This window comes from Micromonospora sp. I033, assembly GCF_053890995.1.
Genome location: NZ_JBSSLX010000155.1, coordinates 1 through 14,407, shown reverse-complemented (window position 1 = coordinate 14,407; position 14,407 = coordinate 1). Strand labels below are relative to the sequence as shown.

The window sequence follows — 14,407 nt, the reverse complement described above, 5'->3', positions numbered from 1 at the left end:
CGGTGACCGGATGGCCGTCGGCCGAGCCGACCCGGTAGGCCACGATGTAGAGGCCGGCCGCGCCCGGGGTGAAGGGCACGCTCACCCGGTTGCCGGTGAAGGTCGGCGCGCCGCCGGCGGCGGCCACGTTGTCCGGCCCGGTGACTGTGATCTTCGTCGTCGCGGGCGCCGGCGCGGCGAGGAACCGCAGCTCGATCCGCTTCGGCGCGGTGGCCACCCGCGCCCCGTTCTGAGGATCGCTGCCGGTCAACGAGTTGTGCGCGGCCGCCGGCGCGGCCGGCAGCAGCACCGAGACCCCGGCCGCCACCCCGAGCACCACCAACCAGCCGCGCGCCACACGGGCGACCCTGCCCCCCATGAACCCCTCCATCCGGGTACGATCCGGCCGCTGATCATCGGCCGCTCTGTTGGTCGGTCGCAGATCGCAAATAGTTCCAAATACTCTTCCAGCGAGTGCAACCTAGCGCCGTTCTGCGGAGTCTTTGAGGTGACGCCGGTTTCCGCGCCCGGCGGCCACCCCTCAGCCGATCCAGCGCGACCTGCAGCGGAAGCCACCCATCGAACGGGGCGAGGAGGCGGCGATGGTCCGGAAGGTGAGGCGGCTGCTGGCAGCCGTGGCCGGGGTGGTGGTGGCGACCGCGTGCTCGCTGGCCCTCGTCGGCGTCGCAGCGGCGCAGGCGGCGCCCAAGCCCAAGCTCGTGCCTGCCGGGGTGGACATCACCGGCCATCGGCTCAACCAGCCGCTGCGACTGCGCGCGGACACCCGGCCGGCCGAGGTGAACCTGGTCGTCGACCAGGTCAAGTGGCTGGGCGCCAGCGGCCAGCAGCGTGGCCCGGCGGCCAAGGACCTCGGTCCCAAGTACACGGTCGTGGTGCTCTTCGCCGACAAGCCGACGAAGACCTACGACCTCTACCCGCTCGCCAAGGGCGGCCCCCGGGTCTACCGGCCGGCCAAGCAGCCCGACCTGAGCAAGACCCGGGCCGGTTGGTTCTTCGGCCGGCTCAACATGTCCGAGACGCTGCGCGCCGCGGGGGTCCCGTTGGATCGGCAGTTCGACACGCTCAGCGGTGGCATCGGCGGCGGCGAGCGGGTCATCCCGGAGGAGGCGCTCGACCCGGTGCAGGACATCGACGCCGCACTGGGCGAACTCCAGCGGCTGCTGCTGCTCAACGTCGGGGTGATGGTGGTCATCACCGCCGGGCTCGCCGGCATCGCGCTGCTGGTGCGCCGCCGCACCCGCTGACCCCCGGCTCAGACCTCCAGCACCACCTTGCCCCGGACGTGTCCCGCCGCCACCAGGCGCTGCGCCTCGGCCGCCTCGGCCAGCGGGAACGTCCGGGCCACGTGCACGGTGAGCCGGCCGGCGTCGACCAGCCCGGCCAGCACGCTCAGGTCGGCCGTGGACGGTTTCACGAAGACGTAGCTGCCGCCGAGCCGGGTGACGTGCTCCGGGTCGGCCGTGGAGATCAGCCGCGCCGGCCGGGCGAGCAGCTCGGCGGAGACGTCCAGCGCGTCGCCGCCGAACAGGTCCAGCGCCACGTCCACCCCGTCGGGCGCGACCGCGCGGACCCGGTCCAGGAGGCCGTCGCCGTGGCTGACCGGTTCCGCGCCCAGCGACCGCACGAAGTCGTGGTTGGCCTCGCTCGCCGTGCCGATCACCCGGTGGGCGCCGAGCGCCCGGGCCAGCTGCACCGCCAGGTGCCCCACACCGCCGGACGCGCCGTGCACCAGCACCGTGTCGCCGGCGCCGGTGCGGGCCAGCTGCAACGCCTGGTAGGCGGTGAGCCCGGCCAGCGGCAGCCCGCCGGCCTCGGCCCAGGACGACTGCACCGGCTTGTCGGCCAGGCACCGCTCCGGGGCCGGCACCAGCTCCGCGTACGTGCCGTGCTGCACGTCGTCGCGGCGGACGTAGCCGATCACCTCGTCACCGACCGCGAACCCGGCCACCGCCGGCCCGACCGCCTCCACCACCCCGGCGGCGTCCCAGCCGGGCACCAGCGGGAAGTGGTTCGGCATCAGGGCGGCCAGGTGCCCCTCGCGGATCTTCCCGTCCACCGGGTTCACCCCGGCGGCCCGCACCCGGACCAGGACGGTGTCCGGCCCCACCGGCGGGGTGGGCAGCTCGCGCGGGGTGAGCCGGTCGGCGGGGCCGTACGCGTCGATCGCCATCGCCTTCACGCAGCCCACGCTAACCGCCGGACGGCGGCTGCGGGGTCAGCACCAGCGGCGCGGGGGCCTCTCCCGGCGCACCGCACGGCTGCGCGGCCGGACCGGGCCGTGCCGGTGGGCGCCCGCCCAGCCGGGCAGGTCGCTGCGGCAGCCCTGCACCGGCTCCGCCTCGGGCCCGGCCGGGGTCGCCGGCTCGGCGGCCCGCTGGCGGGGCACGGGCTGCTCGTCGTCCGCCCGCTCGGGCGTCCATCCGGCGGCCGGCTCGGCCGGATGGGTCAGGCCCGTCCGGCGCGGGTGCTTGGCGGGCGCCGGCTGCTCGTGGTGGCCCGGCCGGCAGGGCTCGCCCTGGGCGCAGCCGTGCTCGGCCTCCCCGTGCGCCATCCCGGTCTCCTCACGTTCGCCTTCGCCCGTCGGGCGGTCGTCACCCCGACGTGCCCTGACACCGTACTGGCCGGGCCCGACGGGGTGTTCAGCGCGTACCCGTGGAGATCGTCCGGGACCGGGCCGGTCAGGCCCGGCGGGCGGCGTCCAGGTCGGCGCGGGTGAGCAGGGCGCGCAGCGCGATGCCGTGCCCGGCGAGCGCCTCCGCGCCGCCCTCGCCCCGGTCGATGACGCAGAGCGCGTGCTCGATGGTCGCGCCCAGGTCGCGGAGCTGCCCGGTGGAGATCACCACCTGGCCGCCCGAGGTCACCACGTCCTCGACCACCAGCACCCGCCGGCCGGCGACGTCCGCGCCCTCCGCGAGCCGGGCGGTCCCGTACGCCTTGGCGGTCTTGCGGACGAACGCGCAGGGCAGCCCGACGTGCCGGGCCAGCGCGGTGACCACCGGGATGCCGCCCATCTCCAGGCCGGCCAGCACCTCGGTGCCGGGCGGGACCAGGCCGGCCAGGCCGGCGGCGACCCGGTCCAGCAGCACCGGGTCGGCCTCGAACCGGTACTTGTCGAAGTACTCGTCGGCGATCCGGCCGGAACGGAGCACGAAGCGGCCGGTGAGTCGGCAGGTGGCGTCGATGTCGTGGGCGAGGTCGGCGAGGTCGCGCGGGGTGTCGGTCACGGGAGATCATTGTCACCGGCCACCGCCGGCGGCCGGCCGTGGGGCGGGGCTCGGAGTGGAGCCGCTGGTCAGGGCGTGTCAGGCTGGTGCCGTGAGCGCGAGGAGTGAGCCGGGGTTGCGAGCCCCGCAGTCGCGAGCCAAGGGCACGCGGTGAGCGAACCGGGCGGGACCGAACTGTCGGCGACGCTGCGCCGCATCGAGCGGGCGGCGGGCGCGCTGTCCACCGCCAGCGTGGCGCGGATGGACGAGACGCTGCCCTGGTTCCGGGAGCTGCCGGCCGACCAGCGCTCCTGGGTCATGCTGGTCGCCCAGGCCGGCGTCCGGTCGCTGGTGCAGTGGCTGCACCAGGGCGGTGGCGCGACCGACAGCACCCAGGAGGTGTCGGACGAGGTTTTCGCGGCCGCGCCGCAGGCCCTCGCGCGCTCGATCACCCTCCAGCAGACCGTGGCGCTGATCAAGGTGACCATCGAGGTGGTCGAGGAGCAGGTGTCGCACCTCGCCGTCAAGGGCGAGGAGCAGTTGCTGCGGGAGGCCGTGCTGCGCTTCTCCCGGGAGATCGCCTTCGCCGCCGCCCGGGTCTACGCCCGCGCCGCCGAGACCCGCGGCTCCTGGGACGCGCGGTTGCAGGCGTTGCTGGTGGACGCGCTGCTGCGTGGCGACTCGCCGGACGTGCTGGCCAGCCGCGCGGCGGCGCTGGGCTGGTCGGACGCGCCGCCGGTGGCGGTGGCGGTGGGCCGCTCCCCCGGCGGTGAGGTGGCCGCCGTGCTGCACACCGTCTACCGGCAGGCCCGCCGGATCGGGGTCGAGGTGATCGGCGGTGTGCACGGCGACCGGCTGGTCATCGTGCTGGGCGGGGCGGCCGACCCGGTGGCGGCCACGGAGAAGCTGCTCACCGCGTTCGGGGAGGGCCCGGTGGTGGTCGGTCCGGCCGTGCCCAGCCTGGACGAGGCGACCGACTCGGCGCGCGCCGCGCTGGCCGGCTTCCGGGCCGCGCCGGCCTGGCCGACCGCGCCTCGCCCGGTCTCCGCCGCCGACCTGCTGCCCGAGCGGGCCCTGGCCGGGGACGCCGAGGCCCGCCGCCGGCTGCGCCACGACGTGTACGCTCCGCTGGCCCGCGCCGGCGGTGAGCTGCTGGAGACGCTGGACGCCTTCTTCGCCGCCGGTGGCACGCTGGAGAGCGCGGCCCGCGCGCTCTTCGTGCACCCGAACACGGTGCGTTACCGGCTCAAGCGGGTCGCCGAGGTGGCCGGCTTCTCGCCGCTCACGCCGCGCGACGCGTTCACCCTCCAGGTGGCGCTGACGGTCGGTCGGCTCGACCCGGTGGTCCCGGGGGTCGCACCCGTCCCGACCCAGACATTGGCCCCAGGCGCCGGCAAAACGGCACACACAGGTGATGATCGGCGCCGATCTTTGTAGGTATCCTCCAAAGCTTCTAGTGCGGTTTGGTGCCGTGCGTTACAGCGCGACCCGCGAGTATCCGTCAGAGTCGTAGACGTGCTCGCCGTACTCTCCCCCGGACAGGGTTCCCAGAAGCCCGGTTTCCTGACCCCCTGGCTCGACCTGCCGGGCGCGGCGGCGCGCCTGGGCTCGTGGTCGGCGCTGGCCGGCGTCGACCTGCTCCACCTGGGCACCCAGGCGGACGCGGACGAGATCAAGGACACCGCCCGCACCCAGCCGCTGCTGGTCGCGGCCGCGCTGCTCGCCGGCGAGCACCTGCCGATGCAGGACGTCGCGGTGGTGGCCGGCCACAGCGTCGGCGAGCTCGGCGCCTCGGCCCTGGCCGGGGTGCTCACCGCCGAGGCGGCCGTGACCCTCGCCGGCGTACGCGGCCGGGAGATGGCCGCCGCCTGCGCGCTGGAGCCGACCGGGATGGCCGCCGTGCTCGGCGGCGACCCGGACGAGGTGCTCGCCGCGCTCGAGGCGCACGGGCTGCACCCGGCCAACCGCAACGGCGCCGGCCAGATCGTCGCCGCCGGCGCGGTGGCCGGCCTGGAGAAGCTCGCCGCCGAGCCGCCGGCCCGGACCCGGGTCATCATGCTCAAGGTGGCCGGCGCCTTCCACACGCCGTACATGGCCCCGGCCGAGACCGCGCTGGCCGAGGTGGCCGCCGGCATCACCCCGGCCGACCCGGCCCGCACCCTGCTCTCCAACCTCGACGGCACCGCGGTCACTCAGGGCCGGGAGATGGTGCGGCGGCTGGTCCGCCAGGTGACCGCGCCGGTCCGCTGGGACCTGTGCATGCGCACGCTGGCCGACCTCGGTGTCACCGGCGTGATCGAGCTGCCGCCGGCCGGCACCCTGGCCGGCCTGGTCAAGCGCGAACTCAAGGGCGAGGGCGCGCCGGAGATCGTCACCCTGAACACCCCCGACGACCTGCCCGCGGCGCGGGACCTGATCGCCCGGCACGGCGGGCAGCAGGCGTGAGCGCGAGGAACGAGCCGATCCTGCGGGTCCCGCAGTCGCGAACGGAAGGTAATCACTGATGGCCGGCAGCCGGATCGTCGCGATGGGGCACTACCAGCCCTCCCGCGTGGTCACCAACGACGACCTCGCCCAGATGGTCGACACCAACGACGAGTGGATCCGGGACCGGGTCGGCATCGTCACCCGACGGATCGCCGGGGACGAGACGGTGGCCGACATGGCCACCGCCGCCGCCGGCAAGGCGCTGGCCGCCTCGGGCCTCACCGCCGCCGACATCGACCTCGTCGTGGTGGCCACCTGCACCTCGGTGGACCGCAGCCCGAACGTGGCCTGCCGGGTCGCGGCCAAGCTGGGCATCAGCGCCCCCGGCGCGTACGACATCAACACCGCCTGCTCCGGCTTCGCCTACGCGCTGGGCACCGTGGACCACGCCATCCGGGCCGGGGCGGCGCGCAACGCGATCGTCATCGGCGCGGAGAAGCTCTCCGACTTCACCGACTGGACCGACCGCTCGACCTGCATCATCTTCGGCGACGGCGCCGGCGCGGCCGTGGTCACCGCGACCGCCGAGGGCGAGCCCGCCGGGGTCGGACCGGTGGTGTGGGGTTCGGTGCCGGAGAAGAGCGACGCGGTCCGGATCGAGGGCTGGCGGCCGTACATCGCGCAGGAGGGGCAGGCGGTCTTCCGCTGGGCCACCACCGCGCTGGCCCCGCTCGCGCTCCAGGCCTGCGAGAAGGCCGGGGTGGACCCGTCGGAGCTGGCCGCGTTCGTGCCGCACCAGGCCAACGCCCGGATCATCGACGGCATCGCCAAGCGGCTCAACATCCCGAACGCGATCATCGCCAAGGACATCGTCGAGTCCGGCAACACGTCGGCGGCGAGCGTGCCGCTGGCCCTGTCGAAGCTGATCGAGCGGCGCGAGGTGCCCTCGGGCGCCCCGGTGCTGCTGTTCGGCTTCGGTGGCGGCCTGACCTACGCCGGTCAGGTCGTCCGCTGCCCCTGAAGACCCCCTCGGGCGCGAGCGCCGAGGTGCGACGACCGGCGTCGCCGGCCGTCGAGTGAACCCCCGATGAGAGGAACCAACCGCAATGACCCGTGACGAGATCACCGCCGGCCTCGCCGAGATCCTCGAAGAGGTTGCCGGGGTGAACCCGGACGACGTGGCCGAGGGGAAGTCCTTCACCGACGACCTCGACGTCGACTCGCTCTCCATGGTGGAGGTCGTGGTGGCGGCCGAGGAGAAGTTCGGCGTCAAGATCCCGGACAACGAGGTGCAGAACCTCAAGACCGTCGGTGACGCCGTCAGCTACATCGAGGCGCAGTCCTGATCATGAGTCGCCCCGACGTCGTCGTCACCGGGCTCGGCGCGACGACCCCGCTCGGCGGGGACGTCGCGTCGACCTGGGACGCCATGCTCGCCGGCCGCTCCGGGGTGAGTGCGCTCACCCAGGAGTGGGCCGCGCAACTGCCCGTGCGGATCGCCGCGCAGCTCGCCGTCGACCCGTCCGCGGTGCTGGACCGGGTCAAGCTGCGCCGGCTGGACCGGTCCGAGGCGATCGCCATCGTGGCGGCGCAGCAGGCCTGGGCGGACGCCGGCCTGGCCGACTCCGGGCTCGACCCGGAGCGGCTGGCGGTCAGCGTCGGCTCCGGCATCGGCGGCGCCACCACCCTGCTCGCCCAGGACGACATCCTGGAGGCGTCCGGCCCGCGGCGGGTCTCCCCGCACACCGTGCCCATGCTGATGCCGAACGGCCCGGCCGCCTGGGTCGGGCTGGAACTGGGCGCCAAGGCCGGGGTGCACTCGGTGGCCAGCGCCTGCGCGACCGGCGCGGAGGCGATCGCGCTGGGCCTGGACATCATCCGCTCCGGCCGGGCCGACGTGGTGGTGGCCGGCGGCACCGAGGCGGTCATCCACCCGCTGCCGATCGCCGGCTTCGCCTCCATGCGGGCCATGTCGACCCGCAACGACGAGCCGGAGAAGGCGTCCCGCCCGTGGGACAAGGGCCGCGACGGCTTCGTGCTCGGTGAGGGCGCGGGCGTGGTGGTCCTGGAGCGCGCCGACCACGCCGCCGCCCGCGGCGCCCGGGTCTACGCGCGCCTGGCCGGCGCCGGGATCACCTCGGACGCGTACGACATCGTGCAGCCGCACGCCGAGGGCGAGGGCGCCATCCGGGCCATCGCCAAGGCGGTCGCGGACTCGGACGTCGCGAAGACGGACATCCGGCACGTCAACGCGCACGCCACCTCGACCCCGGTCGGCGACATGCTGGAGATCGGCGCGCTGCGCAAGGCGGTGGGCGACCACCCGGTGCTGTCGGCCACCAAGTCGATGACCGGGCACCTGCTCGGCGCGGCCGGTGCGCTGGAGTCGATCGCCACCATCCTGGCCATCCGGGACGGCGTCGTACCTCCGACGATCAACCTGGACGACCCGGACGACGGCCTCACCCTGGACGTGGCCGCGCACAAGGCGCGCCACCTGGAGATCCCCGCGGCGCTGAACAACGCGTTCGGCTTCGGCGGGCACAACGTGGCCCTGGTCTTCACCCGGGCCTGAGCACGGCACACCCGCTCCGGGCCCGCGTCCACACCAGGACGCGGGCCCGCGCCACGTCTCGGCCCCGGTTGCGCCCGGATTTGCCGGCGGCCCGGTCCCCGGCCGCCCGGGCCGTTAGGGTGAGGGCCGCCGAGCCGTCGAGGAGCACCACCCGTGGAAGCGACCGAGATCCGCAAGCTCGCCGCGCTGGAGGACACCCACTGGTGGTACCGGGAGCGGCGGGCCCTGCTGGGCCGGGCGCTGCGCCGGTTGGCCGCGGCCGGCACCCGCCCGGGCCGGGCGCTGGACATCGGCGCGGCCGGCGGCGGGAACACCCGGGTGCTGCGGGCGCACGGCTGGCGACCGCTCGCCCTGGAGTACAGCGCCGAGGGCGCCGGGCTGGCCCGGGAGCGGGGCCTGGACGTGATCCGGGCCGACGCCCGGCACCTGCCGGTCCCCTCGGCCGGCCTGGGCCTGGTGGTGGCCTTCGACATCCTGGAGCACTTCGACGAGGACCACCTCGCGGCGGCCGAGATCCGGCGGGCGCTGCGCCCCGGCGGGACGGCCCTGGTCGCGGTGCCCGCCGACATGCGGCTCTGGTCGGCGCACGACGTGGCGGTCGGGCACGTCCGCCGCTACGACCGCGCCGGCCTGCGGGCCGTGGTGGAGAAGGCCGGCCTCGTGGTCGACGAGCTGTGGAGCTGGAACGTGCTGCTCCGCCCGGTGGCGGCGTGGCGGCGACGTCGCTCGACCGGCAGCGACCTGGACGCGCCGCACCCGCTGGTCAACCTGGGACTGCGCACGGTCGTCACGGCCGAGCGTCACCTGCCGGTGAAGGCGCTGCCCGGGGTCTCGCTGATGCTGCGCGCCCACCGTCCGGCCTGACCCGCCGGCCGCCACCGATAGGATCTCCCGGCCCGCCACGCCGGCGGCACCACGATCGACGGGGGACGCACGCCATGATCCGACGGTTCGCCGTGCTGCCCGTGCTCGCGCTGGCCGCGCTGGCCGGCTGCACGGACGAGCAGGCCGCCCCCGCCGGGTCGACCGGGCACCCCGCGGGCACGCCGGCCGCCGGCGGGCCGCCCTGGTACGACGAGGTGGCCCCCGCGCCGGCCGCCGGCGCCGTCGGCGGCACGGGCAGCGGCTGCGAGCTGCCGGTCTCGTTCTCGGTGCCGGCAGGGCGGAAGGCGGAACAGGTCACGATCCCCGAGGGCGAGCTGGGCGAGGCGCTCGGCGTGCTCGCCCGGCGCGGTGGCGCCACCGCCCGGTGTGAGGTCGACGGCCGGCGGGCCGGGGCCGGCTTCCTGCGGGTGTGGACGGCCGACCACCCGGGGACCGGACCGAAACCGGCGCTGGAGGCGTATGTGACGGCCGGCGAGGGGGTGGCCGACCCGGCGTACCGGACGGTTCGGTCCGGCGCGGTGGACGCCGTGGAGGCGACCTGGACGTCGACGAGCGAGCTGACCGGCGACGCGAGCCGGGAGTGGGCGCTCGCCGTCCGGGCGGGCGATCAGACCGTGCTGCTGACCACGAACGAGAGCCTGATCGCCGAGGCGGCGGACCTGCTGCCCGGCTACCGGCTGGCCGTGCGGACCCTCGCCGTCACCGGCTGACCGGCCGGGTCAGCGCAGCCGGTAGACGGCGGTCCGGGAGTTCTCGAAGCGCAGGTCGGCCAGCGTCCGCAGGGCCGGCGACTCCGCCCCGACCTGCCGGTCCACCACCAGCCAGCGCACCCCGAACCGGTCGCGCAGGGCGGCCAGGCCGGCGGGGGTCGGTGCGGTGAAGGCCGTGTCGTTGGCCCGTTGCCGGTCGGCGTCCCAGAACGGGGCGTACGGGCCCTCCGGCCGGCCGACCATCCGGGGCGCGAACGCCCACCCCTCGACCAGCACCGAGCGCTCGGCGTAGCCGCTGAGCCAGAACGAGCGGGCGTCGCACCAGCCGTCCACCACCTCACGGCAGTGCGCGTTGGTGGCGAGCACGTCGTCCGGGGCGCTGTGCGCCCGCACCCAGCGGGCCGCCTCGACCCGGGAGGCGGGCATCGCCACCACCGGGTACGCCCCACCGTTCGGGTAGACCCGGGTCGCCGCGGCGTCCAGCACCAGCCCCGGCGCCCCGGCGGTCAGCACGGCGGTGAGCAGCAGCAGCCCGCCCCGGCCGGCCAGCCCGGGCCAGCGCCCCACGAGAGCCGGCCAGCACAGGGCCGCCAGCACCACCGGCACGGCCAGCACGGCGGCCCAGCGGAGCAGCGGCAGCACCGGGGCGTACGCGGGCAGGGCCGGCGTGCTGGTCGCGGCGTCGAGCTGCACGGCGGTGAGCAGCACGGCGAACCCGGCCGTGCCCGCGCCGAGCAGCCACCGGCCGCGGGCGGTGAGGGCGGCCCGGTCGGCCACCTCGACCCAGCCCCAGGCGGAGAGCAGCACGCCGAAGGCGAACCCGGTCCGGGTGAAGTACTGGTTGCTGCTGCCGGGATGACCGACGAGCAGGTAGATCGCCGGCCCGGCGAGCGCACCACCGATCAGGAACACCTGCACCGGCTCGGGCCGCCACCGGCGCAGCCGGAGCAGGGCCAGCGCGCCGGCCACCCGGAGCTGGAGGTTGAGCAGGAACGCCAGCCCGGCCAGCACCCAGAAGAGCGCGGTCACGCCGGCCGCACGGTCGGTCGGCACGTACGGGCGCAGCCCGGAGAACGGGTCGAGGACCACCCCGTGGCTCTCGAAGGCGAACAGCACGGCGGTGGCGAAGAACTGCGCGGCCAGCGCCAGCCCGGCGGCGACCAGCACGCGCCGGGGCAGCCGGCGGCGGACCACCAGGGAGACCGCGGCGGTGAGCCCGAGCGCGGCCAGCACCACCGGCAGCGAGCTGGCCTTCGCGCCGGTCGACGCGGCCAGGAGGAGCACCACCAACGCCCACGCGCCGCGGCCCAGTGCGGGCACGCCCGACCCGCGGGCCCGGCCCACGATCTCACCGAGCACGGCGATCAGCGGCAGCAGCAGCACCCAGCTGTACGTCATCGACGGGCTGCCCCAGACGACGAAGGTGGCCTGGCTGCCGAAGAGCTGCCGCCAGCCGTTCTCGAAGCCGAACTCGCCCACGGTGAACAGCAGCGCGGCGGCCACCACCCCGGCGTACGGCCGGCCGGTGATCCGCCAGCCGACCACGGCCACCAGCACCGCGGCGAGCGCGCAGAGCGCGGGGACGGCGAGCCGGAACAGCACGGTGGGCAGGTCGACGCCGCTGACCAGGCTGGTGGCGGCCAGGTGGGCGAAGCCGAACCAGTGGTAGTGCAGCGGCTCCCCGGCGACCTGCGGCACCTCCGGCGGCACCTGATGGGTGGCCGCCCCCGCGATGGAGAGCTGGAAGGCCAGGTCGATGTACTGGGCCTGCCCCTCGTCGGTGGGCAGCACCGGGTTGACGGCGAGGAACGAGCCGTACAGGTAGAGGGTGAAGCCGGCCACCACCCCCGCCAGCGACCACGCCCAGCCGGCCGGGACCAGGGTGGGGTGGCGGACCCGCCAGTGCCGGCGCAGCCCGGGCACCACGGCGAACGGCACCACCACGGCCAGCGGCCAGAGCCGCAGCCAGCCGGGCAGGCCGACCGCGGTGAACCCGGCCCAGGCGACCAGCTCCAGCACCAGGCCGACGGCCGCGCCCATGGCCAGGTCCTCGACCAGGGTGTGCGGCCGGCGGCGCAGCGCGCGGAACACCAGGGTGCCGGGGAGCAGCACGGCCAGCGACGCGTACGCCGTCCAGCGGGCGATCGCGCCGGCCGGGGTGCCGGCGGCGAGCAGCACGGCGACCACGGCGGCGTAGCCGGCGACGGCGGGGGCCCAGCGCAGGGCGGCCGGGCGACGGCGCAGGTCGGCGGCCGCCGGGGCGGCGCCGGTGGCGACGGCGGTCACCGCAGGCTGTCGGCCAGCTCGGCGGTGTCCGGGCGGGCCGGCCCGCCGGCGGCGCTGTCCCCGGCCACCACGTACGCGGGCCGGCCCTGCACGGCGGTGTAGATCCGGGCCACGTACTCGCCGAGCAGGCCGAGGCAGAGCAGCTGCACCGCGCCGAGGAAGAGGATCGCCAGGTAGAGCGAGGGCCAGCCGCTGACCGTGGCGCCGGCGAACCAGGCCAGCACCGCCACCACCACCAGCACCCCGCAGACCGCCACGCCGACCAGGCCCAGCCAGGTGGCCACCCGCAGCGGCGCGGCGGAGAAGCTGGTGACGCTCTCGGCGGCCAGCCCGGCCATCCGGGACAGCGGGTACTTCGTCCGGCCGGCGGCGCGTTCCTGCCGCTCGTAGGTCACCTCGGCGCTGGGGAAGCCGAACCAGGGCACCACCAGCCGGAGCACCGGGTTGCGCTCGGGCAGCTCCCGCAGCGCCTCGACCACGGCCCGGCTGAGCAGCCGGAAGTCGCCGGCCTGGGCGGGCACCTGCTCGCCGACCAGCCGCCGGACCAGGCGGTAGTAGCCGCCCGCGGTCCACCGCTTGAACCGGGTGTCCCGGCTGCGGTCCACCCGCACGGCGTAGACCACGTCGAGGCCGTCGGCGCGGGCCCGGCGGAGCAGCTCGACGATCACCTCGGGCGGGTCCTGGAGGTCGGCGTCGATGCTGACCACGTGCGCGCCGCGGGCGCGGAGCAGGCCGGCGTGCAGGGCGGCCTGGTGCCCGCTGTTGCGGCGCAGCCGGAGCACCCGCAGCTCGGGCCAGCCGACCCGGAGCGCGGCCAGCGCCGCCGGGGTGCCGTCGGTGCTGCCGTCGTCGACGGCCACCACCTCGTACGCCTCGCCGAGCCCGTCCAGCACGCCACGCAGCCGGACGGCGAGCAGCGGGAGGACGGCCTCCTCGTTGAAGATCGGCACCACCACGGACAGGGCCGGCTGCGGCGCGGTCACGGCACTCGACCCTCCGGGTTCCTGGCGGCGGCGGACGGGGCCGACGCTACCAGTCGGGCAGGTCAGGACCGGGTCGGTCGCCCGGGCCCGCCCCGGTCAGGTGCCGCAGGTGGTGGCCGGCAGGCCGGACACCGGCACCGGCGAGCGGCCGGTCGGCCGGGCCTTGCCGGCGAGCACCGCGGCCAGCGCGGTCATCGACGCCCGGGTGGACGAGTAGGTGGCCAGCAGGGTCGGCGACTTCGCCCCGGCCAGCACGTACGGGGTGTCCATGGCCACCGTCACGGTGGCGTCGGCGCGCAGGTCCCCGTTCCCGTCGCCGTACCCGACGAGGTGCACCACGGTCCCGCCGTTCGGCACCACCTTCACCCCGGCGGCCTTCAGCGCCTCGGTCAGCACGGCCCGGGTGCGGTCCCGCCCGCCGGAGGAGGTGACGGTGACCGGGCCGGCCACCGGGCTGCCGCACCGGCCGCGCAGCATGGTCACCGCGGCGGCGGCCAGGTCGGCGGCGGCTTTGCGGTGCGCGGCGCTGTCCAGCGTCGACAGCGCCGGCGCCGGCCGGTCGGCCAGCTTGAACTTCATGGTCAGCACCCGGGTGACCGCCTCGACCAGCCGGGTCCGGGGCAGCGAGCCGTCCTTGAGCGCGGCCCGCAGCCCGTCGTACGCCTGGCCCACGTTCGGGGTCATGAGGATGAGGTCGTTGCCGGCGTTCAGCGCCCGGACCGCGGCCTCCCCCGGCGACCACCGCTTGGCCGGCGCCATGTTCATCCCGTCGGTGATCACCACGCCCTGGAAGCCGAGCTGGCCGCGAAGCACGTCGGTGAGCAGCTTGCGGGAGAAGGTGGCCGGGGTGCCCGGGTCGACCGCCTTGACGTCCAGGTGGGCGGACATGACCGCCATGGCGCCAGCGTCGATCCCGGCGTGGAAGGGCGGGAACGCGGTGCGGTCCAGCACGGCCCGGGACTGCCCGACCACCGGCAGGTCGGTGTGCGAGTCGGCGGCGCTGAGCCCGTGCCCCGGGAAGTGCTTGACGCTGGCCGCGACCCCCTCGGCCTGCAACCCGCGCACCGCGCCGGCCACCTGGGCCGAGGCGGTCGCCGGGTCGGCGCCGAAGGAGCGGGAGCCGATCACCGTGCTCCGGGTGGCCAGCACGTCGGCCACCGGGGCGAAGTCCAGGTTGACCCCCATGGCGGCCAGCTCGGCGCCGGCGGCCCGCCAGGCGGCCTCGGTGAGCGCCGGGTTGCCGGCCGCGCCGGCGGCCAGCGGGCTGGGCAGCAGGGTCACCCCGTCGGTGATCCGGGTGACCACGCCGTACTCCTGGTCGGTGCCGATCAGGAAGGG

Annotated in this window: 15 protein-coding genes; 8 read left to right on the top strand and 7 right to left on the bottom strand. The window is 75.9% G+C overall.

Features of this window, described 5'->3' with window-relative positions; genetic code table 11:
* Nucleotides 1-358, bottom strand: a 358-nt coding sequence (locus ACW0Q9_RS22205; protein WP_456184285.1) for a copper resistance CopC family protein, incomplete at its 3' end; no start/stop codon positions are given.
* 223 nt (nucleotides 359-581) lie between these two features.
* Between ACW0Q9_RS22205 and ACW0Q9_RS22200 the strand changes: the two genes are divergently transcribed.
* Nucleotides 582-1,244 (top strand): hypothetical protein, encoded by a 663-nt coding sequence (locus tag ACW0Q9_RS22200; RefSeq protein WP_456184283.1) that lies wholly within the window; start codon nucleotides 582-584, stop codon nucleotides 1,242-1,244.
* An 8-nt stretch (nucleotides 1,245-1,252) separates the two neighbouring features.
* On the opposite strand, the gene ACW0Q9_RS22195 is transcribed toward ACW0Q9_RS22200, so the two are convergent.
* The 3 genes from ACW0Q9_RS22195 to ACW0Q9_RS22185 form a co-directional block, all read right to left on the bottom strand.
* Nucleotides 1,253-2,170, bottom strand: coding sequence for an NADP-dependent oxidoreductase (locus tag ACW0Q9_RS22195; RefSeq protein WP_456184287.1), 918 nt, complete (start codon nucleotides 2,168-2,170; stop codon nucleotides 1,253-1,255).
* A 45-nt stretch (nucleotides 2,171-2,215) separates the two neighbouring features.
* On the bottom strand, nucleotides 2,216-2,551 hold the full coding sequence (locus ACW0Q9_RS22190) for a hypothetical protein (protein WP_456184281.1): 336 nt from the start codon (nucleotides 2,549-2,551) through the stop codon (nucleotides 2,216-2,218).
* A gap of 127 nt (nucleotides 2,552-2,678) precedes the next feature.
* Nucleotides 2,679-3,224, bottom strand: coding sequence for an orotate phosphoribosyltransferase (locus ACW0Q9_RS22185; protein ID WP_456184279.1), 546 nt, complete (start codon nucleotides 3,222-3,224; stop codon nucleotides 2,679-2,681).
* 150 nt (nucleotides 3,225-3,374) lie between these two features.
* Here ACW0Q9_RS22185 and ACW0Q9_RS22180 point away from each other — a divergent pair, with 150 nt between their 5' ends.
* The 7 genes from ACW0Q9_RS22180 to ACW0Q9_RS22150 all read left to right on the top strand — a co-directional run bounded on the left by ACW0Q9_RS22180 (nucleotide 3,375) and on the right by ACW0Q9_RS22150 (nucleotide 9,800).
* Nucleotides 3,375-4,640, top strand: a complete 1,266-nt coding sequence (locus ACW0Q9_RS22180) for a PucR family transcriptional regulator (RefSeq protein WP_456184277.1) — start codon at nucleotides 3,375-3,377, stop codon at nucleotides 4,638-4,640.
* A 78-nt stretch (nucleotides 4,641-4,718) separates the two neighbouring features.
* Nucleotides 4,719-5,648: an ACP S-malonyltransferase gene (locus ACW0Q9_RS22175; RefSeq protein ID WP_456184275.1), complete on the top strand. Its 930-nt coding sequence runs from the start codon at nucleotides 4,719-4,721 to the stop codon at nucleotides 5,646-5,648.
* 58 nt (nucleotides 5,649-5,706) lie between these two features.
* Nucleotides 5,707-6,651 carry a beta-ketoacyl-ACP synthase III gene (locus ACW0Q9_RS22170; RefSeq protein ID WP_456184273.1) on the top strand — a complete coding sequence of 315 codons (945 nt, stop codon included), beginning with the start codon at nucleotides 5,707-5,709 and terminating at the stop codon, nucleotides 6,649-6,651.
* A gap of 85 nt (nucleotides 6,652-6,736) precedes the next feature.
* Entirely contained in the window at nucleotides 6,737-6,976 is a 240-nt protein-coding gene (locus tag ACW0Q9_RS22165) for an acyl carrier protein (protein WP_007072348.1), read from the top strand.
* A 2-nt stretch (nucleotides 6,977-6,978) separates the two neighbouring features.
* On the top strand, nucleotides 6,979-8,205 hold the full coding sequence (fabF, locus tag ACW0Q9_RS22160; protein ID WP_456184271.1) for a beta-ketoacyl-ACP synthase II: 1,227 nt from the start codon (nucleotides 6,979-6,981) through the stop codon (nucleotides 8,203-8,205).
* Between the two features lie 153 nt (nucleotides 8,206-8,358).
* Nucleotides 8,359-9,069, top strand: a complete 711-nt coding sequence (locus tag ACW0Q9_RS22155; RefSeq protein ID WP_456184269.1) for a class I SAM-dependent methyltransferase — start codon at nucleotides 8,359-8,361, stop codon at nucleotides 9,067-9,069.
* Between the two features lie 74 nt (nucleotides 9,070-9,143).
* The gene (locus ACW0Q9_RS22150; RefSeq protein ID WP_456184267.1) at nucleotides 9,144-9,800 is read left to right on the top strand and encodes a lipoprotein; all 657 of its coding nucleotides are present in this window, start codon (nucleotides 9,144-9,146) and stop codon (nucleotides 9,798-9,800) included.
* A 9-nt stretch (nucleotides 9,801-9,809) separates the two neighbouring features.
* Here ACW0Q9_RS22150 and ACW0Q9_RS22145 read toward each other — a convergent pair whose 3' ends face one another.
* The 3 genes from ACW0Q9_RS22145 to ACW0Q9_RS22135 form a co-directional block, all read right to left on the bottom strand.
* Complete coding sequence (locus tag ACW0Q9_RS22145) at nucleotides 9,810-12,086, bottom strand: hypothetical protein (protein WP_456184265.1); 2,277 nt, start codon at nucleotides 12,084-12,086, stop codon at nucleotides 9,810-9,812.
* On the bottom strand, nucleotides 12,083-13,069 hold the full coding sequence (locus ACW0Q9_RS22140; RefSeq protein ID WP_456184263.1) for a glycosyltransferase family 2 protein: 987 nt from the start codon (nucleotides 13,067-13,069) through the stop codon (nucleotides 12,083-12,085). The genes ACW0Q9_RS22145 and ACW0Q9_RS22140 overlap by 4 nt, the downstream gene beginning before the upstream one ends.
* Nucleotides 13,070-13,165: 96 nt before the next feature.
* Nucleotides 13,166-14,407 (bottom strand): glycoside hydrolase family 3 protein (locus ACW0Q9_RS22135; protein ID WP_456184261.1); only part of this gene is annotated, 1,242 nt, incomplete at its 5' end.

Coding starts and splice junctions, on each gene's coding strand:
- ACW0Q9_RS22170 (WP_456184273.1), top strand. CDS start 5,707: ATGGCCGGCAGCCGGATCGTCGCGATGGGGCACTACCAGCCCTCCCGC.
- ACW0Q9_RS22195 (WP_456184287.1), bottom strand. CDS start 2,170: ATGGCGATCGACGCGTACGGCCCCGCCGACCGGCTCACCCCGCGCGAG.
- fabF (WP_456184271.1), top strand. CDS start 6,979: ATGAGTCGCCCCGACGTCGTCGTCACCGGGCTCGGCGCGACGACCCCG.
- ACW0Q9_RS22200 (WP_456184283.1), top strand. CDS start 582: ATGGTCCGGAAGGTGAGGCGGCTGCTGGCAGCCGTGGCCGGGGTGGTG.
- ACW0Q9_RS22150 (WP_456184267.1), top strand. CDS start 9,144: ATGATCCGACGGTTCGCCGTGCTGCCCGTGCTCGCGCTGGCCGCGCTG.
- ACW0Q9_RS22190 (WP_456184281.1), bottom strand. CDS start 2,551: ATGGCGCACGGGGAGGCCGAGCACGGCTGCGCCCAGGGCGAGCCCTGC.
- ACW0Q9_RS22165 (WP_007072348.1), top strand. CDS start 6,737: ATGACCCGTGACGAGATCACCGCCGGCCTCGCCGAGATCCTCGAAGAG.